16 protein-coding genes are annotated in these 22,066 nt (G+C 71.1%); 6 read left to right on the forward strand and 10 right to left on the reverse strand.

Translation table 11 applies throughout. The features are described 5' to 3' along the window. The first annotated feature begins 320 nt into the window (after window positions 1–320). A complete protein-coding gene (locus tag AC5677_RS02585) occupies window positions 321–1,505 on the forward strand; it encodes a hypothetical protein (protein ID WP_497193348.1) in 1,185 nt (394 codons plus the stop codon). A gap of 236 nt (window positions 1,506–1,741) precedes the next feature. Here AC5677_RS02585 and AC5677_RS02590 read toward each other — a convergent pair whose 3' ends face one another. The 3 genes from AC5677_RS02590 to AC5677_RS02600 are packed head-to-tail and all read right to left on the reverse strand — an operon-like array spanning window position 1,742 to window position 3,151. Then, complete coding sequence (locus AC5677_RS02590) at window positions 1,742–2,599, reverse strand: class I SAM-dependent methyltransferase (RefSeq protein WP_497193349.1); 858 nt, start codon at window positions 2,597–2,599, stop codon at window positions 1,742–1,744. A gap of 26 nt (window positions 2,600–2,625) precedes the next feature. Next, window positions 2,626–2,970, reverse strand: coding sequence for a VOC family protein (locus tag AC5677_RS02595; RefSeq protein ID WP_497193350.1), 345 nt, complete (start codon window positions 2,968–2,970; stop codon window positions 2,626–2,628). A 1-nt stretch (window position 2,971) separates the two neighbouring features. Further along, window positions 2,972–3,151 carry a ribbon-helix-helix domain-containing protein gene (locus tag AC5677_RS02600; RefSeq protein ID WP_497193351.1) on the reverse strand — a complete coding sequence of 60 codons (180 nt, stop codon included), beginning with the start codon at window positions 3,149–3,151 and terminating at the stop codon, window positions 2,972–2,974. A 106-nt stretch (window positions 3,152–3,257) separates the two neighbouring features. Between AC5677_RS02600 and ppk2 the strand changes: the two genes are divergently transcribed. Then, window positions 3,258–4,085: a polyphosphate kinase 2 gene (gene ppk2, locus AC5677_RS02605; RefSeq protein ID WP_497193352.1), complete on the forward strand. Its 828-nt coding sequence runs from the start codon at window positions 3,258–3,260 to the stop codon at window positions 4,083–4,085. A gap of 63 nt (window positions 4,086–4,148) precedes the next feature. On the opposite strand, the gene AC5677_RS02610 is transcribed toward ppk2, so the two are convergent. From AC5677_RS02610 to AC5677_RS02625, 4 genes are all read right to left on the reverse strand, one after another. Next, window positions 4,149–4,532: a barstar family protein gene (locus AC5677_RS02610; RefSeq protein WP_497193353.1), complete on the reverse strand. Its 384-nt coding sequence runs from the start codon at window positions 4,530–4,532 to the stop codon at window positions 4,149–4,151. A gap of 72 nt (window positions 4,533–4,604) precedes the next feature. After that, window positions 4,605–5,324 carry an NADPH-dependent F420 reductase gene (locus AC5677_RS02615; RefSeq protein ID WP_497193354.1) on the reverse strand — a complete coding sequence of 240 codons (720 nt, stop codon included), beginning with the start codon at window positions 5,322–5,324 and terminating at the stop codon, window positions 4,605–4,607. Window positions 5,325–5,566: 242 nt separating this feature from the next. Beyond that, window positions 5,567–6,910, reverse strand: coding sequence for a cytochrome P450 (locus AC5677_RS02620; RefSeq protein WP_497193355.1), 1,344 nt, complete (start codon window positions 6,908–6,910; stop codon window positions 5,567–5,569). 22 nt (window positions 6,911–6,932) lie between these two features. After that, entirely contained in the window at window positions 6,933–7,439 is a 507-nt protein-coding gene (locus AC5677_RS02625) for a helix-turn-helix domain-containing protein (RefSeq protein ID WP_497193356.1), read from the reverse strand. Between AC5677_RS02625 and AC5677_RS02630 the strand changes: the two genes are divergently transcribed. Then, entirely contained in the window at window positions 7,438–8,337 is a 900-nt protein-coding gene (locus tag AC5677_RS02630; RefSeq protein WP_497193357.1) for an SCO0930 family lipoprotein, read from the forward strand. The genes AC5677_RS02625 and AC5677_RS02630 overlap by 2 nt on opposite strands. Window positions 8,338–8,702: 365 nt before the next feature. On the opposite strand, the gene AC5677_RS02635 is transcribed toward AC5677_RS02630, so the two are convergent. Further along, complete coding sequence (locus tag AC5677_RS02635) at window positions 8,703–10,283, reverse strand: hypothetical protein (protein ID WP_497193358.1); 1,581 nt, start codon at window positions 10,281–10,283, stop codon at window positions 8,703–8,705. A gap of 168 nt (window positions 10,284–10,451) precedes the next feature. Between AC5677_RS02635 and AC5677_RS02640 the strand changes: the two genes are divergently transcribed. The 3 genes from AC5677_RS02640 (at window position 10,452) to AC5677_RS02650 (ending at window position 20,868) form a co-directional block, all read left to right on the forward strand. Next, window positions 10,452–15,977, forward strand: a complete 5,526-nt coding sequence (locus AC5677_RS02640; protein ID WP_497193359.1) for a hypothetical protein — start codon at window positions 10,452–10,454, stop codon at window positions 15,975–15,977. 101 nt (window positions 15,978–16,078) lie between these two features. Further along, the gene (locus AC5677_RS02645; protein ID WP_400064702.1) at window positions 16,079–16,381 is read left to right on the forward strand and encodes a WXG100 family type VII secretion target; all 303 of its coding nucleotides are present in this window, start codon (window positions 16,079–16,081) and stop codon (window positions 16,379–16,381) included. 107 nt (window positions 16,382–16,488) lie between these two features. Next, complete coding sequence (locus tag AC5677_RS02650) at window positions 16,489–20,868, forward strand: FtsK/SpoIIIE domain-containing protein (RefSeq protein ID WP_497193360.1); 4,380 nt, start codon at window positions 16,489–16,491, stop codon at window positions 20,866–20,868. Between the two features lie 93 nt (window positions 20,869–20,961). Here AC5677_RS02650 and AC5677_RS02655 read toward each other — a convergent pair whose 3' ends face one another. Next, on the reverse strand, window positions 20,962–21,657 hold the full coding sequence (locus AC5677_RS02655) for a hypothetical protein (RefSeq protein ID WP_497193361.1): 696 nt from the start codon (window positions 21,655–21,657) through the stop codon (window positions 20,962–20,964). Window positions 21,658–21,677: 20 nt separating this feature from the next. Beyond that, entirely contained in the window at window positions 21,678–21,971 is a 294-nt protein-coding gene (locus tag AC5677_RS02660) for a hypothetical protein (RefSeq protein WP_497193362.1), read from the reverse strand. Between the last annotated feature and the right edge of the window lie 95 nt (window positions 21,972–22,066).

The raw sequence follows: 22,066 nt of genomic DNA on the forward strand, positions 1-22,066 counted from the left end.
CGAATGCGGTGGCCGCGGCCGGCTGCCCGACGCCGCTCGCGGGCGGGCCACCTGCCGCGCATGCCATCGGCAGCACATCTGCCCGATCTGCCGGGGCGGGGGCGAGCTGGTCATCTCCCAACTGTCGCCGTTCCAGCGGACCTCTTACCCCGATCTGGGCTGAGGGCTGTCCCGTAAAGGCTCTTCGCTACGGGCCCGAGATCCGAAACCCGGATCCGTAACGGGTAATCCGTAACCCGTGATCTGTATGTGATCAACGCCCCGTAATCTCCACCCGACGAGGGAATTCACGGGGTATGCGAATAAGACGGGGGCAGTTGATGACATACCGGCGCGCGGTGATATCGGCACTGGCGGGAGGGTTGCTGTGCACGGCGCTCTTGTGGTGGGCGGGCGCGAACACGCACGCGCTGCATCTGCCGGGTGCCACCGACGTGCTCGGCGGCCCGGCCGCCGCCGAGCTCGCACAGTGGCTCAGCCCCTGGTCGTACGACCCTCCGGCCTTGGGTCGGCTCGGCACCGAAGCGTCCGGCGGGCTCGGGTACCCGGCCGGGACCGGCGGCCTCGACTATCTCGCCCTGTACACCACCGCGTTGCAGGTCCGCTTCGGTGCGGTCTTCGTCTTCTTCGTGCTCGGGGCGCTGCTCCTGGTCAGCAGGATGCCTCCGGTGCGTGGCCGGATGCCGGCCACCGTGCTGGCGCTGTGGGCCTGGGGTCTGGTGTCCGGGACCCTGGCGGTGGCCGTCTCCGCGCCGTGGCTGATCGCCGCGGGTGGGCACGGCAGTTTCCGCTTCCTGCCGCAGCTGGCGAGCATGGTCTCCGCGGGACGGCAGGTCCTGGTGGTGGCCGCACTGGTGGCGGCCGTGGCGACGGCGCTCCTGGCGCGGGTCGCCGCCGAGGATGCCGGTCCGCTGCCGCGGCAGGACCTGCCGGTGCGCGCCGTCCGCCTGGCCGCGACCGTCGGCACGGCGGTGATCGCGATGTCCCTGGTGGTCCTCTCGTACCAGCCGGTCGCCGCCGCCCTTCAGACCGTTTCCTCGGGCGGCGGGCTGCTCTCCGAACCGGGCGACCTTCTGCGCCAGTGGCTGCTGCTCGGTGCCTGGACGGGTCCGGAGGGCACTCCGCTCGGCTACTGGCTGCTGTATCGCGCCGCCGACGTGTTGTTGCTCGCCGTGGTGTGGTGGGCGCTGCGGCGGCTGCCCGGTCTGCTGACCCGGGTCACCGTCCCGACGATGGCGGTCGGTGCCGTGTGCGCGACCGTTCTGGGGCTGCTCGCGAGCCAGTTGCTGCGGTTGGTGACGGGCGGCGCGGGGGTGCAGGGGGACCCGTTGCGGCTGTTCGCCACTGTCGGCGACGGCGTCCCGGCCGCCTTGACCTGCGGCCTGGTGGCGGGCGTCGTGGCCGCCGTGACGCTGCGGATGGCCGGGGGCCGCGCGGAGACCGCCCAGGCCACCGCCGAAGCCACCGCCGAGGCCACGGCCGACGCCTCGTCGGCCCAGGAGTAATCGGCGCCTTCCTGGGCTCTGTGAGGCCGCCCGTACCCGCGCAGGCGGGGCGGCGGGCAGCTGCCGCGGCCCGGCCGAGCCCCCCTCAGCCGGGCCGACGGTCGGGCCCGGCACCGGGACGACTTCGGGACGCCGGCCTGACCCGCCCCCCGGCGACGCTCGCATGCTTCTTGCCACAGACGGCGGCGACGAGGGGGCGGGTCAGGCCAGGCCCGGCCAGGTCAGACCGGATCGGATCAGGTGGTGGCCAGCAGAAAATCCTCTCCGCTCGACGGGCGGAGGCCATCGGTACGACCGGCGAAGTAGCGCTCGGCGAGCGAAGCCCCCGACACATGCCGGGCGTCGCCGAAACCGGCGTCGCGGGCCAGTGCCACCATCTCGGTCGGGGTGTAGAAGCTGATGAACGGCGTTCCGGATGCCTGCGCGCCTTCCTTGCTCATCCGGAGGCCGGGTCGATCGGCGTCGTCGACGAGTTCGGTCGGCAGCAGGAAGGTCATGGCGAGCGTCGAGCCGGGTGCGAGCCCGGTGATCTGGCGCAGGGTGGCCGCGGTGGCGTCCTTGGTGAGATACACGCTGACGCCGGTGGAGACGATGACCGCCGGCCGGCCGGCATCGAAGCCGGCCGCGACCAGCTTCTTCAGCCAGTCCTCGCTCGCCTCGAAATCGACCGGCACCAGATGCAGCCATTCGGGGATGCCGTAGCCGAGTTCGACCAGGCGTTGGCGCTTCCAGGCCTGCGGGCCGGGCTGATCGACCTCGAAGATGCGCAGCCGGGCGGCGAGCTCCGGCCGGCGCTGGGCGAAGGTGTCCAGACCTGCTCCCAGAATGACGTACTGGGTGACTCCGCGGTCGGCCTGTTCGGCGATCAGGTCCTCGATGAAACGCGCGCGGGCCACCATCGCCGCCCGGAATCCTCTGGTGGCGTCCGGGTCCATATCGGGGCGGCGGAGCCAGTCGTCATCGGGGCCCGCCAGCTGCAGGCCGATCTCGTCCGCGAGCACATGTGGTGGCGGATCGACCTGGACGTGCCGTGCCCGCCAGAGGGCGGTCCGCACCGCGGTGCTGTCCGGTGCCTCGCTCTGCTCGTCTGCCATGGTGATGTTCCCCCTTCTCGGTGTGGTCAGCCCTTGGCGGGAGCCTGGAGGCTCCACACCCGCCCGTCCGGGTCGCGGACGGTCATCTCCTTGGTCCCGTAATGGGTGTCCTCGAACGGAGTGACCACCTCGACCGCGGGGTCGGGACGGAACGCGTCCGCGTCCGGCACCGTCAGCACGATCTGCGTCCGGGGCTCCTGGTCCTCGGGCACCTCGGCGATGAAGACGTACGGCCCGTCGCCGTTGCGGAGCCGGCCGGAGCTGTGGTCGGTCTCGAAGTCCAGCTCGTAGCCCAGCGCCTGGAAGAACTTCGCCGCCTTACCCCAGTTGTGGGTCGTCAAGAACACGGCCTCGATTCCTTCGGTCGCCATATCAGCTCTCCTTCTCGGTCGATTGCTGGGTGTTCCCATCGGCGTCATCGAGGTAGGCGCGCAGCGCGTCAGCGACCAGCGCCGACAGCGACGTGCCCGACTCGATGGCGCGGTACTTGACCTGCTTGATCAGCCCGATCGGCAGGTACACGTTGAACTGCTTGACTCCCTCATCGCTCACCTGCGCGATGCTAGCATCCTAGCGAGCTAGTAAGCTAGATCATAGGCTTCAGTCCATTCGCCTGTCGTGCCCGGCCGCACCCGGCAGCTCCTCGTACCGTCGATGCATGACGGACAATCAGGAGGACAAGGGCCACGGTCCCGGGAAGCTGCCGAAGGCGCGGTACGAGCGAGAGCTGTACCGGCTGCAGACGGAACTCGTGAAGGTCCAGGAATGGGTGCGCGCCGAGGGGGTCCGCCTCGTGGTCCTCTTCGAGGGGCGCGACGCAGCCGGCAAGGGCAGCACCATCAAGCGCGTCACCCAGTACCTCAATCCCCGCGTGGCGCGGATCGCGGCGCTCCCCAAGCCCACCGAACGCGAACGCACCCAGTGGTATTTCCAGCGCTATACGGAGCACCTGCCCGCGGCGGGTGAGATCGTGCTGTTCGACCGCAGCTGGTACAACCGGGCCGGCGTCGAGCACGTCATGGGGTTCTGTACGCCCGCCGAGTACCAGCGCTTCCTCCACCAGTGCCCGACCTACGAACGCATGCTCATCGAGGACGGCATCCTCCTGCGCAAATACTGGTTCTCGGTCAGCGACGAGGTGCAGGACCGGCGGTTCCGGCAGCGCCTGGACGATCCGACCCGACGCTGGAAACTCTCCTCCATCGACCTCGAATCACTGACCCGCTGGGAGGACTACTCGCGCGCCAAGGACGACATGTTCGTCCACACCGACATCCCCGAAGCGCCGTGGTACGTCATCGAGAGCGACGACAAACGCCGGGCCCGGCTGAACATGATCGCCCACCTGCTGTCGACGGTGCCGTACCACGAAGTCCCGCCGCCGGTGCTGGAACTGCCTCCCCGTCCGCCGGCCACCGGCTACCGGCGACCGCCCCGGGACCTGCAGACCTATGTCCCCGACCATGCCGCCGACCTGGAGAAGTGACGGCGGGCCGGGCCGCGGGCCATCTGCCGGATCCGCGTCCGGTCCGTCCGTCCGTCCGTCCGTCTAACGAAGGCGCAGGCCCCCCGGAAGTTCGTCTTCGATGATCTCGACCAGCCAGTCGAAGGCGGTCGGGCCGCGTCCGGCGCGGGCCTCTGCGAGCCGGGCGGCCATACGCTCCTTGTTCGTCGGATGACAGCGGGCGAGCCACCTCTCGAGCTGACGAGCGGTCTCGTCGTAGCCCAGGCTCCGGCGGGAGGCTTCGTGATCACGCCACTCGATCACGAAGTCGCCGTCCTCCGGTGTACCGAAGCCGCCGCGGAGGCAGTCGGCGAATGCGTCGAGGTTCCGGCCGAAGTACCCGCCGCAGCCGATGCTTTCGCCGGCCACCCGCCAGAAGTCCTCCAGCGTCTTGACCTGGCTGCCGTCCACCACATATCTCACCGTCACGGCCCGCAGACTACGTCCGGCCCGGCGGTCCGCCCATCCGTTTCCGCACAGCGGGACGGCACGGACGGCTGCTCAGCGCACGACCTTGATGCCGAAGTGGCCGCCGAACTGCCGGCCGAGGCCGAAGCCGATGGCGGAGTGCAGATGGGCGTACATCTCCATGCCGCGGGCGCAGACGAGGGGGCCGAGGTCGAGGATGTCGTGCCAGCCGTAGGACTTGAGCAGACCGGTGACGGCCTGTTTGGCGTCGGCGTGGTCGCCGGCGACGAACATAGTGTGATCGCCGCCGCCGACGGACTCCGGGGCGACGACGGTGGTCTGCTCCTGGGTGACGAAGCTCTTGACGACCTTGGTTTCGGGGAGGGCGCGCTGGATCTGCTCGCCGAGGCTGTCGATGTCGCACGGGTCGAGCCTGGGCATGACGCCCCACGGCGTCGGCCAGGGGTGCTCGGCGTCGTGCTGGTAGACGAAGGGAACGGCGTAGTCGACGAGCGTCTTGCCGGCGAGCCGGTCGGCGATGCCGGACAGGGCGGCGACGGCGTTGTGGCCGTCGATGCCGTTGATGACCAGCTCATCCGCGGCTGCTGCGGCGTCACCGACGGGCAGCAGGGTGATGCCGGGGTGGTCGGCGAGCCACTGGCCGTAGGGCGCGTTGCCCATCATGTCGGGCTCCGTGCGGGCCAGGGTGGCCTTGGGGTCACGGGTGCCGACGAACACCTCGTGGCCGAGTTCGACGAGCTTGGCGGCGTGTGGGCGGGCGCCGCCGCCGGTACCGAGAACCGTGATCTTCATTGCGAAGCCTTCCCGAGGGGGTGAGGGGCACGGGGCGAGAGGCCCGGTGCCCGTGCCAGGGGGGCTGGCGCCGCACTCCCCTCCGAGTGGTACATACGTACCGCGCGGCAGCGGAAGCAGAACTACGCGAATGGACCATTAGGTGTTCTTGGAGCGAGGAGACGCCGCCGCCACGCCCCGCACGGGACGCCCACTCCCCCACCGCCGGCGGCCCCCGTGACGCGCCGGGACCGACGCCGTGACTACGGAACCGGCACGCGCCCGGCCGGCTCCAGCGTTGCGGGCGTGGGGCCGTCGGGGCGGACGGTGATGCTGTAGGCCGCCTTGGTGGGCGTGGAGACGAAGACCGGGGTGTGGGCGGGCAGGAGGTGTTCGAGCAGGACGGTCGACTCGCGGAGCGCGAATTGCAGGCCCAGGCAGGCGCGGGGGCCGATGCCGAACGGGAGGTAGGCGCCCGGGTGGGTGGGCCGGCCGTCGGGGGTGGTGAAGCGCCGGGGGTCGAAGCGCTCCGGGTCCGGCCACAGTTCGGGATCACGGTGCGTGAGGTACGGGCTCACCACGATGTCGGTGCCCGCCGTGACGGTGTACCCGGAGAGGGTGTCGTCCTCGGTGGCGTGCCGGGGCAGGATCCAGGCGGACGGGTAGAGGCGGAGCGTCTCGTGGATCAGCGCCTGGATCGCCTGGCGGCGTTGTGGCGAGCCCTCGCCGCCGGCTGCGAGAGCCTGCTCGCGGGTGGCGGGGTACCGGTCGAGGAGCAGGTAGAGCCAGGTCAGGGTGGTGGCGGTGGTCTCGTGCCCGGCCAGCAGCAGCGTGACCAGTTCGTCGCGGATCAGCCGGTCGGTGTACTCGGGGCGCTCGGTGGCGGCGTCGAGCAGGACGTGCAGCAGACCCGGGCCGTCGGGGCCTGCCGTGCCGCCGCGGGCGGCGTCGATGGCGTGCCGGGCGACCGCGTCGAGCCGGGCGAGGTCGGCGGCCACGGCGTCCTGGGCGTCGGCGGCATCGGCGGGCAGCGTCGGAAGGACGGCCACCACGTCTGCCACGGCGGCCAGTTCACCTTCCGTCCGGTCGTCCAGAGGGTGCCCGGTGAGGGAGCGCCAGATGGTGTCCAGGGCGAAGCGGCGCATCTCCTGGCCGACGTCGAGGGTCTGTCCGGTGCGGGCGTATCCGGCCCAGCGCGCGGCGGTGGTCCGGGCGGCCTCGGTGATCCGCTGTTCGTAGCGGCGCATGCCGGTGCCGGTGAACTGGGATTGCAGCAGGCGGCGTTGCCGCTTCCACGCCGCGCCGGTGGCGGCGAGGACGCCGTCGCCGATCAGCACGCGGGCGCGGTGGGAGCGCTTGACGTACCGGTCCGGATGCCGGGCGAGTACGTGTTGGACCGCCTGGGGGTCGGTGACGAGGACGGTGGGGTCCGGCCCGAGGCGGAACGCGGCGATGCCGCCGCACTTCGCGCGCACCTGGGTCAGCAGATCGACCAGTTCGCCTCCCTCCGCACGCCACCGCTCCACGAGCGCGGGCCCGGCCTCGGGGACCGGCCGCTCCGTTCCGGAGGCGCACGGGAGGGGGCCAGGGCTGGCTTCGATCGCCACGTTCTTCTCCTGTTCGGCCGAACTAGGCTTGGTCCTGACGGAGCGTTGGCACCACGACGGACTGTACGGGAGCCGACGCGTGTGGTGACAGCCCGTCCCGCCGCTGCGCGCTGCCGGGGTGCGCGGTCGGCGAACCGGTCGCGACGTCGGTGCCGGCCCGGTGAGCGGCCGGCTCGGCGTCGGCATCGAGCACCGGATCCGTCGGACAGGCGAGGTACAGGGCGATGGCCCCGGCCGGGTCACGGACCTTGCGGCCCGCGCGGCGGGTGAGCTTGTCGAGGCGGTGGACGAGGGTGTTGCGGTGGATGTGCGACCGCTCCTCCGGGGGCGGCGTACGCGACGACGCGCTCGGCCGACCGTCGGGCCCCACCGGCCGGGGGATCTTCGCCGCCGACCCGCCGCATGAGCCGCCGAGGGCTTCGGCGGCCTCGCCGCGGATTGCCGTGAACGCCTCCGCGTCGCCATCCGTGCCTTCTGTCGACCAGGGCGCTGATCCGCGCCGGTGGAGAGGACGTACGGGAGTGGACATGAGGAAGTGGCGAAGCGCCTCGATCGCGGTGACGGCGGCGGCGTTGACTTTTGCGACGGCGGCGTGCGGAGGACAGGACGCGCCGGCGAAGGACAAGACGGCACCGGCGGGTGCACAGGGCAAGCAGGTGGCGAGCGTTCCCACCGGGCCCGCCGGAGAGCTGAGTGTGTGGGAGAGCAACGAGCTGGGTGATGTGCTCACCGACAGCGCCGGCTTCACGCTCTACCGCTTCGACAAGGACACGGCGAAGCCGCCGACGTCCCGGTGCGCCGGCGACTGCGCGAAGACCTGGCCCATCGTCCCGGCCGCCGGTGCGTCGGCCTCGGCGAAGGTCGCCAAGTCGGCGCTGGGGTCGGTCACCCGCGCCGATGGCACCAAGCAGCTCACCGTGGGCGGCTGGCCGGTGTACCGCTACGTGGGCGACACCAAGCCCAAGCAGGCCAACGGTCAGGGATCGGGCGGGGTGTGGTTCGCCGCGGCGGCGGACGGCAGCAAGGCGGCCAAGGGCAAGAAGGCCGGCACGGAGGCCGGGAAGAAACTGCCGGGGCTGTCGGTGCGCAACGACCCCAAGCTGGGGAAGATCGTGATCGACAGGCGGGGCTTCACGGTCTACCGCTTCACGAAGGACTCTGCATGGCCGATGAAGTCGGCGTGCACGGGGAGCTGCCTGGACAAGTGGCCCGTGGTCGAGCCGGTCGACAAGAACGACGCGCCGGGCATCATCAAGAAGAACTTCCTGGTGATGAAGCGGCCCGACGGGATCCAGCAGCAGACGGTCAACTGCTGGCCGGTCTATACGTTCAAGGGTGACAAGCAGCCTGGTGACACGAACGGGCAGGGGATCGGCGGTACGTGGTACGCCGTCTCGCCCGAGGGCAAGCCCGTCAAGGTCAAGTAACCCGGCGGCACGGCGCGGTACGGGACGGCGAAGACGCCCCGGAGATTCTCTCCGGGGCGTCTTCGCTTGCTGCGTGCGGCCCTTGCTGCCTTGAGTGCTTGCTGCCTTCGGGCGGTGCGCGGTGTGGTCGGCTCTCGTGGCTCGTGGCCTCGTGGCCTCGTCACCACGTGGCGGCGCCGGCCCTGCCCTGCCCGGCCCTGCCGGAAGGCAAAGAGCCGTCAGGTGGTGGGAGTCGGGGGACTCCCACCACCTGACGGGTTGTGCGGCCGGGCGGTCCACCGGCGGGGAGAGCGGCGCGAGTCGGTGGACCGCCCGACGTTCAGGGTGTTTCCCGTGGTCCACGCTGCCGCACGGGGTGGCGCGGGTTACCGCGCCAGGAGCCGTCCCTCGGGCACGACCCCGTTCTGCCGGGCCGGTGCCGCGGTGGTGGCACCGGCCCCGGAGACGATCCGGGTCTGGCCGGGCACCACGACCCGCAGTCCGAGGACGCCGGTGTCCACCAGGCCGTCCGGGTGCGCATGCCACCGCCAGTGCGCACCGTGCACATCTCCGACGGCCAGCACGATCCAGGAGCCGCCCTCCGGCGAGCTCAGCTCGGACAGCACCTGCGCGTCGGTGTACGAGGTGGGGTGGGGGACGACGACGAAGCCGTTCACCGGGCCGCTGCGGGCCGCGCCCTTCACCAGGCCGAGACCGAGGCCCTCGGCGCCCTCGAGCACCTCGGCCGGCGCCTTGCCGACCAGTTCGTGGGCCGTGGGGAGGCGCAGGACACCCTGGAATCCGGGCATGGCCGTGGCGGTGGGGTCGACCAGCAGCACCACGGTCCGCTGCCGGGGCGCGTCGAGCAGCCCGCGAACCAGGGCGGCGATGGTGTCCTGGGCGACGGCGAGGTCGCCGGTCAGGCTCAGCGCGCCGTTGATCTGCGCGAGGTCGACCAGTACCTGGGCGGCGGTGTCACCGTCCCAGCCGACGCGGACCAGATGCGGGCAGGAGACCTCCCAGGCGGTGTCCAGATCGCCGATGGCCGGGTGTCCGGTCCGCTCCCAGCGGTTGGGGGTGACGGCCGTCCACTGCGGGGGCGGGGTGGCGCCGCCGGAGACCGCCACGGAGATCCGGGACGGGGTGGCGAGCGCGCTGTAGACGCGGACGGGGCCGGACTCGTCGGTGTTCCGGACGAGTTCGTGCACCGCGTGCCGGACGACCAGCGGGGTGCGGGTGTCGGCCGCGAGACGCTTGCCGAGGCTTTCGCGGCGGCGTCGGCGCAGGGCCAGTTCGGCGAACTGCGGCAGCCGGGGGCGGAGCGCGTACGCCGCCGCTCCGATGCCCCTGCCGGACCTGCGCAGGCCCCGGCCGACGGCCTTGCGGAAGACCACCAGCAGGGTGAGCAGGGCGACGCCGCCGGCGCCGAGCCCGACCAGCGGCAGGGAGACCCGGTCGCCGATCCCGGTGAAGGGGTTGCCCGACGACTGCTGGGTGACCGGGGCGTGGCCCGCGCCCGGTGTCGTCCCCTGGCCGGCGCGGGGCGCAACGGAGGCGGTGTCCCCCGCCGCCGGGAGCGGGCCGACCTGGACGCCGGAGCCGGCGGCGTCGGCGGGGAGCTGGAGGACGTAGCCGGCCTCGACCGAGTTGGGGTCGTTGAAGGTCGCGCCGCCTGGCTGCACCCGGCCCTTGTTCAGGTTGAAGATCTCCTGGAAGCGGTTGCAGTCGTGCAGGACGCGCTGGGCGATGAGGCACAGCGTCTCCTTGTGTCCGCCGTTCTGCTCCGCGCTGCGTACGACGTAGTACTTGACGTTGTCGGCCGCGGACGCCGACGGGGCGGCGACGGCTCCCGTGATCAGGGCCAGTCCGGCCGCGGCGGTGAGCGTCAGAGCCCGTGCGGCCGGCCGCCGGGCGCGGCGGCGCGGGGGGATCTCTCTTGCCATGGGTGTGGTGCGTGCAGTGCTCACGGTTGGGGTCCTCTCCGTCTCGCCGGCCGTTGCCGGACCGGCGCTCGCTGCCAGGCCGCACGGGCGGTGGGCGGCGCGGGTTCACCGGGCGGCCCGGAAATGTCGCGGTGAACCGCCCGGCGGTGCGGGCCGTGCCTGTTCGCGAGCCGAAGAGGCGGGGAGGACGCAATGGCACGACGACACCCCACGGGGTGGGAGATCCTCGGTTTCGCGGAGGATCCGACGCCCGGGGAGCCCGAGGGCATCAGGAATCTGTCGGCGAACTACAACGAGCTGAGCGCGCAGGCCAATGAGGCGCTGCAGCTGTTCGGTGACGGGTCGAAGATCAAGGCCGGCAAGGGCGACGCCATGAAGGGTCTGCAGGCACGGATCCACGAGGTCCCGCAGATGCTGGACAAGACGGCGGTGTCGTTCAGCAACGCGGCCAAGGCGTACACCCGTTACGCCGATGTGCTGACCGACGCGCAGAGCAGGCTGGACCAGGCGATCGACCAGGGGCTGGAGGCGCAGGCGGAGGGCGCGGGCAAGGAGAAGGCGGACACGCCCTCCGGTGCCACGCCCGACCAGGCGGCGACGGACCAGGCGGCGAACAGCGCCATCGATGCCGCGAACGAGAAGATGAACGCGGCGAAGTCGCTGGCCGAATCGGCCCGGCAGCTGCGCGAGGAGGGGTCGGGCGAGGCCGGGCGGATGCTGCGCGAGGCGGCGTCCCAGGCGATTCCGGCCCGCAATGTCTTCAAGGTGGCGTCGGACTGGCTGACGGACAATCCGGTGTTCGAGATCGTGCTGGGTGTCCTCGTCGCGCTCGTCGCGGTGTTCTTCCCGATCTTCGGCCTGATCGCCGGTCTGCTGCTGCTCGGCGTCCAGCTGTTCAAGATGGGGATGAACGGCAAGTTCAACGTCGGCGAGATCGTCGTGGGCGTGCTGTCGATCATCCCGGGCGCGGCCGCGCTGGGCCTGCTCGGCAAATTGGCCGCGACGGTGGGGAAGATCGCCATCGTGGCCAAGGTGGCGGGCATCGTCGGCAAGGTGACCGGCCCGATCAAGGCCGGTATCGCGGTGATGAGCACCGCGATCCGGGGCTTTCTGAACACTCTCGGCAAGGGCATCATCGGCACCAAGACCCATGTGCTGCTCTCGGTCTTCGGCGCGATCACGAAGGACATCGCGCTCAACTTCGGGTTGGGCGCCCTCGGCGCGGTCGTCACCTCCGCCATCAACGGGGACCAGGTCAACTGGAAGGACGTGCTGATCGGCACGGCCATCTCCACGGCGATCTTCCTGCCCCTGACGCCGTTCGCGATGTCGAAGTTCGGCGCGAACCTCAAGACCGGTATCACCAACCTCGGCAGCAACAACGCCAAGGCCAAGGAGGCCTTCGGCAAGGCGTTCTCCAAGGAGGCCCTCCTCGGCATCCAGAACGGTAAGTGGAACCCGGCGAACGCCTTCGTCGCCAACAAGGGCGGCGGGATGAAGGTCGACACCCACGGCATCAAGACGACGCAGAGCCCGAGCACCGAGGGCAAGCCGTCGACGACGATCGCGACGCCTGACGGGGTCGCTACCAAGACGGAGATCAACCCCGATGTGGAGCTTGCGCCGGGACTGAGCACGACGACGTCGGAGACGACGACGCCGGACGGCTTCACGGCGTCGACCAAGAGCACCCCGAACAACCAGACCACCACGACCACGATCGAGAGCCCCCAGGGCGACACGATCGTGAACACCAAGACGCAGGACGGGCAGAGCACCGAGGTGTCCACGCCGGTGTCCGAGGGCGTCGTCACGGACACGGCCAAGACCGTGGGCGACAAGGTGCTGCCGGGCTCCGTCGCCGAGAAGGTGATGTCGCCGTCCCCGACCCCCCTCACGTCGACCGCGGCGCCGGACGCCACGACGACGAACCTGCCGAACGACGGCGGGTCGATCACCCACAACCTGCCGGACGGCGCGCCGGCCACCGTCGACATCAAACCGCCCCCCGGCGCGACCCAGCCGGACGGCACCACCCCGGCCAACCCGGTCACCGTCTCCACCCACGACGTGTCGACCGGGAACATCACGGTGACCGACCACGGCAACAACGGCATCAGCGTGGGCGGCGACGGGATCAACGTCAGCCAGAACGGCAACGTCAACACCGTCAACTCCAACGGCGCGCCGGTGATCACGCACGATTTCAGCCCGGCGAACCCCAGCGTCCACCACGACGTCGGCAACGGCCAGTCCATCGGCTTCAACCCGACGAACCCGGGCGCGGGCGCGGATCTCCCCGGAGGCGGCCATGTGTCGGTGGACAACACCGGCAACGTCAAGGTGGACGTCCCGGCGAACGGCGGCGGCCAGCACACGACCACCCTCGGCGGCGGCAGCAACACCACCTTCCAGAGCAACGACGGCGTCAGCACCACGCTGCACAACGACGGCGGAGGGACCATCACCCACGGGGACGGTACGAAGGTCACCATCCCGCAGAACGGCGACGGCTTCAGCGTCACCGACAGCGCCGGTACGAAGACGGCCTTCAACGGCGGCAACAACACCGTCACGGTCAACCCGGACGGCACGAACCCGGTCAGCGTGGGCTCGAACGGCGGCGTGACGTCCGGTCCGGTCACCACCGACGGCCACGGTGGCGGCACGATCACGCCGGGCGGTGACGGCCATGTGACCTTCAGCGACAACAGCACCACGTTCAACGGGCCGAACGGCACGGTCAAGGTCGGTCATGACGGCTCGTTCGACGTCAACGGCATCGCGAAGGCGCCGGACGGCACGATCACCACCACGCACTTCGACGGGAACGGCAACGCCACCTACCAGAGCAACACCATCAACCCGGACGGCTCGGGAAGCTTCCGCGGCGGCGGCACCGACTACGACATCGACGCGAACGGCAACATCAGCTACTCCCCCCACACCCAGCCCCCGCAGCTACCCGTCGAGGGACCTCTGCCACAGGGCCAGCACGGCCCGCTGACCGTCGACGCGCCCATCCAGCAGCCGGCGGTGGGCGCCCCGGTCACCCACGGCGACACCACCATCGTCAAGAACGCGGACGGCACCACGACCATCACCGTCAACGGCAGCGACGGCACCACGGCGACGGTCTCGCCGAGCGCCCAGACCACGACGCTGAACCACCACGACGTCACGGTCACCACCAACCCGAACACGACCACGGTGACCGGCAAGGACGCCGCCAATCCGGTGACCGTCACCACGCACACCACGGCCGGACCGAACCCGAACACCACGACGACCAGCTCGACCGTCAACACCGGGCCCCACAACGCGCCGGTCACCGTGAACCACAACGACGGCTCGACCTCCGTCGGCCCGAAGGGCACCACCCCGAAGGTGGACGTCAAGCCGACCGACACCGGCGCCGACGTCACGTCCGGCAACACCACGACCCACATCGGCCCGAACGGAGCCGCCGCGGACGCGAGCGGCACCAATGTGGCGAACACCACCAACACCGGTGGCCAGCATCCGAACCCCACCACGACCGCGCCCACCGGCAACGACACCTCGATCACCGCCGGCAACAACGGCAGCGCCATCAGCGACCAGGGCAACACCTTCACCGTCGGCAACGACGGCACGGTGACCAAGGGCCCGTCCGAGATCGCCCACAACCGCCCGCCCGCGGCCCAGCCGGGCGCCGACATCACCCACTCCAACCCGCACGGCGACCCGTTCAACGCCACGGTCACCCACAACAAGGTCGACATCACCGCCGGCGGGGTGCACACCGAGTCCCAGAACGGCAGCTCGGTGAAGTTCGGCGACAGCAACGCCCCCAACACCGGCATCAAGGCGAACCCCGACGGCAGCATGGACGTCACGCACCCGAGCGGCGACAAGGCCACGCTCAACCCGGACGGCTCGTTCGACGTGTCCACCCCGGGCGGCCCCACCACGCACAGCACCTCCAACCCCAACGGGGCCAACGGGCCGACCACGACCACCACCGTCGATCACGGAAGCGGCTTCAAGACCACCGTCACCGGTGACAACAACGGCCTCAGCAACACGACTTCGCACACCAGCGGCACCGGGCACACGACCAACCCGGACGGTTCCGTCGACGTGCTGAATCCGCCGAGCAAGGCCGACATCAGCGTCAGCCACGACGGTGCGACCGTGCACACCCCGGAGAAGCACGTCTTCGGGAGCAAGGGCCCCGATGTCCACGGCGGCGGTCACGACATCGGGTTCAACGGGAACGGCAACAACGGGCCGGTCGGCACCACCATCGAGACGCCGGGGACGCACCCGGTCAAGGAGCCCGGCAGCACCACCTTCCAGCACGGCGACGGCACCGGCACGGTCGACGTCACCTACGGTCCGGCCAAGGGGAGTTACGGCCCCGAGGGCGTGCACAGCATCGGGCCGGAGCCGGGCGGCAACAACCAGGGGACGAAGGGCCAGCAGGTCGACGTCACGCCCGTCCAGGGGGACGGCCACGGCGGGATCACCGTCCAGGCCCCCGGCGGCGGTCCGACGATCCACCACGAGGGCGGCGACCGCAACCTGGGGACCGGCGGAGGCGGCGGCAAGACCACCGTCGACACCGGATCCACCACCATCACCAAGACCGAGGAGCCGCCGAACCCCAAGGACCTCAGCGCGAACGACCGGAACGGCATCACCGACCCGGAGACCTTCAAGGTCAAGCACAACACGAACAACGAACCGAGCGTCGAGGTCCCGGTGGGCGGCAAGGGCTCGAAGGTGACGGGCCCCAACGACAACTACACCGTGACGACCAAGAACGACGGCACCTTCGAGGTGACGGCCACCAACGACCCCAACGACAAGGTCACGGTCGGCAACAAGGGAGCCCTGTTCGACGCGAACGGCAATCCGCTCCCGCCCTCCCAGCAGGGAGCCCCACCGGTCCAGTCCCACGCCTTGAACGACGGCACGGTCGTCACCAGCGTCTACGGCGGCGATGTGACCGTGAAGTCGCCGACCGCGGGCGCCCCGGAGACCGTCATCACCAACGGCACCGCCACGACCAACGGCGCCAACTCCACCATCACCCAGCCCTCGGACGGCACGAAGCCCACCTACGCGACCACGGACGGCAACACCACCCTGACGATCGGCCCGAAGGGTGTGGACGGCACCCACTCCGTTCCGAACCACGACGGCACGAGCACCGTGTACAAGGTTGACGCCGGCAACACCGGGGCGGCCTCGGTCACCAACACCACGACGAAGAAGACCACCTCGGTCGACGCCAACGGCAGCTACTCCGAACAGCACAACGCGCTGCACGACTACGACGCCCATATCGACCCGTCCGGTGGCAAGGACTGGGCCTGGGACATCGCCACCGGCCAGATCTTCGGCATCGCCAACACCGCGGCCCAGGGCGCATACAAGATCGGCGAGGGCGCGGACCCGGACGCGACCTGGCAGGACGCCTGGGCGGGCCATGCCCGCGGCATCACCAACACCCTCGCCAACAGCAAGCCGGCCACCGCCCATGTCTTCAACGGCAACAGCGTCGAGACGGTACTCGCCGACCTCCCGAAGAAGATCTTCGGCAATGCCGACGGGAAGGTCGACACCAAGGCCCTCGACGAGGCCGACGCCGCCCGGATCCCGACCAAGGAGGTCAAGAACGGCGGCCCGGGTGTCCACGCGCCCACCGACCCGCGTCAGCCCACGGCCTGACCGGGGTCACCCACCGCACGTCCCGGCCGGCGCCCCCGTCCGGCCGGGCAACCACAGCAACCGCGGCAACCGCCACACACCCACCGAAAAAGGAGCGCACCATGCCCGACTACCGGATCCGCAGCGAACAGACCGAAGCCACCTCGTCGTCCCTCCTGGCGGACTTCCAGGCCGCGATGGACATGCTCAACAAGATCCGCGCCGAGGTCGACGGCCTGCTCGCCGACGGCTACCAGACCCCCGCCGCCGAGCAGCAGTTCAAGCCCTTCTTCGACCAGTTCCACACCGGGTTCAACCAGACCTGCCAGGGGCTCCAGGGCATCAGCCAGTACGTCAAGGGCGTCGGCGACGCCTTCTCCGAGACCGACTCCAGCCTCGGCCGGAGCCTCACCCAGAGCGGCTGACGGCGGCCGTGCGCCGGGCCGGGCGGGGTCCCCGCGGCCCCGCCCGGCTCCGCGCACCGCCCCGTCATCCGCCGCGACAACGCACCAGGGCAAGGGAGAGCACCGACATGCGACTCACCATCACCGTCGTGGACCCCGCGGAGGGGAACGCGTCGGACTTCGTCATCGACAGCGACCCCGAGGCGCCGGTCGGGGAGATCGCCGAAGAACTGCAGCGCACCCTGCGCGGCGACGGCGAAGCGCTCCCGGAGCTGTACTCCGGCGACATCGCGCTGCACCCCGAGGAGCCGCTGGCCACGGCGGCCGTACGGGAGGGCAGCGTACTGGCGCTCGGCAAGCCGCTGTCCGTACCGCAGTACGAGCCGGACGGCATCGCCGAGATACGCGTCGTCAGCGGCCCGGACGCCGGCACCGTGCACCGGCTGCCGCCCGGCGACTACGAGATCGGGACGGCGGCGACCTGCCGGATCCGGCTGCACGCGGCGGGTCTGCCGGAGGTCGTGGCCCTGTTGAAGGTCGACGCCGACGGCCGCAGCCAGGTCCGCGCCGCCGGCACCGCACCCGTGCAGCTGGACGACGCGACCGTCCCGCAGTGGACCACCTGGCGCGTCACCGGGCTGCTCGACCTCGGCAGCGTGCTGCTGGAGCTGTCCGAGCCCACCCGCCCGGACGCCGCGCTGGTGCCGTCGGCCGACGGCCTGGGCCTGGACTACAACCGGCCGCCGCGGCTGCGTCCCAAGCCGGTCAAGAACCGGTTCCGCATCCCGGCGCCGCCGAAGGAACCCAACAAGCGGAAGATCCCGCTGGTCCCGCTGCTGCTCGCGCCGCTCGTCATGGCGTCCGTCAGCGTGCTGCTGTTCAACAACTACCGCTACCTGCTCTTCGGTCTGCTGTCCCCGCTCATCGCGATCCTCAGCCAGGTGAACAACAAGCGGCAGGGCAAGCAGTCGTACGAGGAGCAGGTCCGCGAGCACGAGGAGAAGCTGGACCGGCTGGAGCAGGACATCGACGAGACGGTGCAGGCCGAGCAGGCCGCCCGCCGCCTCGCCTGCCCCGACCCGGCCGCCGCGATGCTGATCGCCACCGGTCCCCGGCAGCGGCTGTGGGAACGCCGCTGGCGCGACGACGACTTCCTCCTCCTGCGCCTGGGCACCGCCGACCGCCCGGCCGCCATCGACCTGGAGGACGCGAGCCGGGACGAGCACCGCCGGCAGGTCATCCGCCTCACCCGGGACGTGCCGGTGACCGTGCCGCTGCGCGAGGTCGGGGTGCTCGGTGTCGCCGGGCCGGGCGAGGACACGGGCCCCCTGGTGCGCTGGCTGCTGGCCCAGTCCGCGATCCTGCAGAGCCCCTCCGACCTGCGGATCTGCGTACTGTCCAACTCCCGCGCCGAGAAGCGCTGGTCCTGGGTGCACTGGCTGCCGCAGTGCGCGCCCACCGGTGAGGACGCCCTGCGGCTGCTGGGCACCAACTCCGACGCCGTCGGCCGCCGGATCGCCGAACTGGCCCAGCTGATCACCACCCGCGCCGCCGCGGACAAGAACGCCCCGCGCGGCGGCGCGGCCGGCGAGCCCGACGTCCTGGTCGTTCTGGACGGGGCGCGCCGCCTGCGGTCGCTGCCGGGCGTGGTGCAGATCCTCCGCGACGGACCGTCGGTCGGGGTGTATGTGCTGTGCATCGACGACGAGGAGCGGCTGCTGCCGGAGGAGTGCCAGGCCGTCGCGGTCGTCCAGGGCGACGAGCTGCGGGTCGAGCAGAGCCAGGCGGACCCGGTGGACGGGGTGCGGATGGACGCGCCGAGCTTGGAGTGGTGCGTCGGGGTGAGCCGGGCGCTGGCCCCGATCCGGGACGTCGGCGAGAGCGACGACGCGGCGGTGCTGCCGACGTCGGCCGCGCTGCTGGACGTGCTGGGGCTGGAGCCGCCGACCGGTGAGGCGGTGGCGGCCGGCTGGGCGGTGGGCGGCCGCACGACCCGGGCCGTGCTGGGCATGGGTGTGGACGGTCCGTTCGCCATCGACCTGGCCAAGGACGGTCCGCACGGGCTGATCGCCGGCACCACCGGCTCCGGCAAGTCCGAGCTGCTGCAGACCCTGGTCGCCACGCTCGCGGTCGCCAACCGGCCGGACGCGATGAACTTCGTGCTGGTGGACTACAAGGGCGGCAGCGCCTTCGCCGAGTGCGAGGACCTGCCGCACACGGTGGGTATGGTCACCGACCTCGACGCCCACCTCGTGGAGCGGGCGCTGACCTCCCTCGGCGCCGAACTCAAGCGCCGTGAGCACCAGCTCGCCGCATGCGGGGCCAAGGACATCGACGACTACACCGACAAGCGGGGACGCCATCGCGAACTGCCTTCGCTCCCCCGTCTGGTCCTGGTCATCGACGAGTTCGCGTCGATGGTGCGCGACCTGCCCGACTTCGTCTCCGGTCTGGTCAACATCGCGCAGCGGGGCCGTTCGCTCGGCATCCATCTGATGCTGGCCACACAGCGCCCGACCGGCGCGGTCACCGGCGACATCCGCGCCAACACCAATCTGCGGATCGCGCTGCGCACCACCGACACCAACGAGAGCCGGGACATCATCGACGCCCCGGAGGCCGGTCAGCTGTCGCCGCGTACGCCCGGCCGTGCCTACGCCCGGCTGGGGCACGCCGCCCTGCTGCCGTTCCAGACCGGCCGGATCGGCGGCCGGCGGCTGGCGGCGGCATCGCAGGACCGGCCGAAACCGGTCCTGACGGAGCTGCACTGGGAGTCGCTGGGCAACCCGGTGGAGCGGCAGGCCGTCCAGGAGCGGGCGGCCCAGGCGGTCACCGATCTGTCGGTGCTGGTCCGGTCGGTCCGGGAGGCGAACGACTCGCTCGGACTGGAGCCGTCGCGCAAGCCGTGGCTGCCGCCGCTGCCCGACCGGCTGCCGCTGGAGACGCTGGCCCGGCCCGCGGAACCGGTCGGTCCTTCGGGCCGCCTCGCCCCGGTCCCGTACGGCCGGATCGATCTGCCCGCCGAGCAGAGCCAGGACGAGCTGGTCTTCGACCTGGAGACGATGGGGCATCTGCACCTCATCGGCTCCCCGCGCAGCGGCCGTTCCCAGGCGCTGCGCAGCCTGGCCGCCTCCCTGGCGGGCACGCACAGCACGGCCGATGTGCATCTGTACGGCATCGACTGCGGCAACGGCGCCCTCCAGGCGCTCGGTCATCTGCCGCACTGCGGCGCGGTGGTCGACCGCAGCCAGGTGGAGCGCATCGTCCGGCTGGTCGCCCGGCTGGTCAAGGAGGTCGGCCGGCGGCAGGCGCAGCTGGCCAAGCACGGCGTCGCGGACATCACGGAGCTGCGCGGGGTGCTGCCGGTGGGTGAGCGGCCGGCGCATCTGGTGGTGCTGGTGGACCGGTTCGAGGCGTTCGACCGTGACTTCGCCCAGTACGACCAGGGCTCGCTGATGGACAAGGTGCAGCGGCTGCTGCTGGAGGGCGCGAGCGTCGGCGTGCATCTGGTGCTGGCGGGCGACCGGGTGCTCAGCTCGACGCGGTTCTCCAGCACCACCGAGGACAAGCTGGTGCTGCGCCTCAACGAGAAGGCCGACTACGGCATGTTCGGCATCCCCACCCGTCAGGTTCCGGCGTCCATCGCGCCGGGCCGGGCGCTGCGGCCGCGGGACCTCGCCGAGGTGCAGTTCGCGCTGCTCGGGACGGACGCCAGCGGTGCCGCGCAGGTCGGGGCGCTGCTGGACCTGGCGCGGGAGGCCACGGAGCGGGACGCCGAGGTGGCGGCCGCGCTGCGCCCGTTCCGGGTGGACACCCTGCCGGACGAGCTGACCTTCGAGGAGGCCTGGGACCGGCGGCCGGAGGGCGGCACCGCGTCGCCGATGTGGGCGATGGTCGGGGTCGGCGGCGACGAGCTGACGGCGCTGGGGCCGAATCTGCTGGACCGGCCGAGCTTCCTGATCGGCGGTCCGCCGAAGTCGGGCCGCAGCACGGTGCTGATGACGGTGGCGCGGTCGCTGCTCGCGCAGGGCACCGGTCTGGTGATCGTCACGCCGAAGTCCTCGCCGCTGGGTCAACTGAGCGGTACGGAAGGGGTGTTCGCGGTGCTGGACGATCCGGAGATCGCGCTGGCCGATTTCCGGGCGGCGATGCAGTCGGTGCGCACCGACACCGGTGTGGTGCTGGTCGACGACGCGGAGCTGCTGCTGCACTCCGAGATCGACGCGGACCTGGCCACCCTGGGCCGGGGCGGGGCCGGAAACGGCTGGGGCCTGGTGACGGCCGGCAACACGGAGGCGCTGTTCGGCGGCCTGGGCGGCTGGATCGTCAGCGTCAAGCGCAACCGCTGCGGTGCGCTGCTGTCGCCGCAGTCGGTGACCGAGTCCGACATCGTCGGGGCCCGCGTGCCGCATGGGCTGGTGAGCCAGGGCGTGGAGCCCGGCAAGGCCCATGTGCACCTGGGTGACGGCAGGTTCGTGACCGTACGGGTGCCGCATACGACGGCGTAGCGCGGCGCAGCGCGAAGGGCCCGGCTCACCTGGAGGTGGGCCGGGCCCTTTGTGGTGCGTGTGCCGGCGGCCGGTGCGAGGCGGCCGCGGCGGTCAGCTGGTGGCGGAGAGGAAGGCGGCCCCGGCGCCGGCGGGCGCGGACTTCCGGGCCCCCTTCCCCTTCGCCTTGCCTGCGCCCTGCTTCGCGGGCCGATCGGGGGCCGCGTCGCGGAAGCGGAAGGTGCCGCTGATGGCGTCGAAGAGGTCCAGCAGCTCCTCGGTCAGCGTCAGGTTGGGGCTGGTGCAGGTGACGATCAGGACCCGGTCGTCGTCGGGAAGCGGGATGACGGTGTGCATCACCAGCAGCCGGACGGTGACCTCGTCGGCGATCCGGGCCTCCTCGATGCCGACGACCCGGCCGACCTGGCCGACCTCCGGGATCGTCTCCAGGGTCACCTTGCGCTCGACCGCGGCCTCCCCGGTGCCGGGGGTGAGCTGTCGTACGAGGTCCTGGAGGTCCATCTTCAGGCCGGGGGCGGGTGCCACCCCGAAGACCATGACGTTGGCCAGCAGCAGCCCGTCGTCGTAGTTGTGGAACGCACCGGCGGCGTACAGCGCGCCACGCCGCCGGGCTCCGTCCAGCACCTCGCGTGCCGTGCGGAAGAGGTCGTTGACGCTTTCGCGGCCGAGGTCGTCGGCGCCGATCCGGTCGACGAGCTTGGCACGCAGTTTCGCGAGGCTTGCGTGTGCGAGGTCGAACTCGACCCAGTTCTCCGGTACGCGCAGCGAGAACGCATGGGCAGTGGTCATGGAGTAACTCCCCTTCTTCTTCAGCCCTGTTGACCGTCGCCCTTGAGGGTGTCGGTGGTTTCCTTGTCGGCGTCCTCGAACGCCTTCATGATCTGGTCGCAGGCCTCCTTCAGCTGCTCGCACTGGCGCCTGAGGTTCTTGCGGCCGTCGCTCCACTTGTCGTCGAACTCCCGCGCCGCGTCGACCATCGGCTCGCCGACGGCCCGTTCGTCGAGCGCGAGCGGATCCTTCCGGTCGATCCGGTCCAGTACCTGACCGAGCAGGTTCCCGAGACTCTTGACGTCGTCACCGGGGATCTCGATTTCCTTGGCCATCGGATGCGGCACCTCGGCTTTCGTGCGGGGTCGGGTTCTGCTGTCCCGGCACGGCCGCGGGCGGTCCCCGGTTCACCCGAACCGGCGAGTAGCGC

The organism is Streptomyces sp. JLSY215 (assembly GCF_059682825.1).

Coding starts and splice junctions, on each gene's coding strand:
- AC5677_RS02625 (WP_497193356.1), bottom strand. CDS start 7,439: ATGTCCACTCCCGTACGTCCTCTCCACCGGCGCGGATCAGCGCCCTGG.
- AC5677_RS02645 (WP_400064702.1), top strand. CDS start 16,079: ATGCCCGACTACCGGATCCGCAGCGAACAGACCGAAGCCACCTCGTCG.
- AC5677_RS02630 (WP_497193357.1), top strand. CDS start 7,438: ATGAGGAAGTGGCGAAGCGCCTCGATCGCGGTGACGGCGGCGGCGTTG.
- AC5677_RS02660 (WP_497193362.1), bottom strand. CDS start 21,971: ATGGCCAAGGAAATCGAGATCCCCGGTGACGACGTCAAGAGTCTCGGG.
- AC5677_RS02650 (WP_497193360.1), top strand. CDS start 16,489: ATGCGACTCACCATCACCGTCGTGGACCCCGCGGAGGGGAACGCGTCG.
- ppk2 (WP_497193352.1), top strand. CDS start 3,258: ATGACGGACAATCAGGAGGACAAGGGCCACGGTCCCGGGAAGCTGCCG.
- AC5677_RS02655 (WP_497193361.1), bottom strand. CDS start 21,657: ATGACCACTGCCCATGCGTTCTCGCTGCGCGTACCGGAGAACTGGGTC.
- AC5677_RS02585 (WP_497193348.1), top strand. CDS start 321: ATGACATACCGGCGCGCGGTGATATCGGCACTGGCGGGAGGGTTGCTG.
- AC5677_RS02595 (WP_497193350.1), bottom strand. CDS start 2,970: ATGGCGACCGAAGGAATCGAGGCCGTGTTCTTGACGACCCACAACTGG.
- AC5677_RS02615 (WP_497193354.1), bottom strand. CDS start 5,324: ATGAAGATCACGGTTCTCGGTACCGGCGGCGGCGCCCGCCCACACGCC.
- AC5677_RS02590 (WP_497193349.1), bottom strand. CDS start 2,599: ATGGCAGACGAGCAGAGCGAGGCACCGGACAGCACCGCGGTGCGGACC.
- AC5677_RS02640 (WP_497193359.1), top strand. CDS start 10,452: ATGGCACGACGACACCCCACGGGGTGGGAGATCCTCGGTTTCGCGGAG.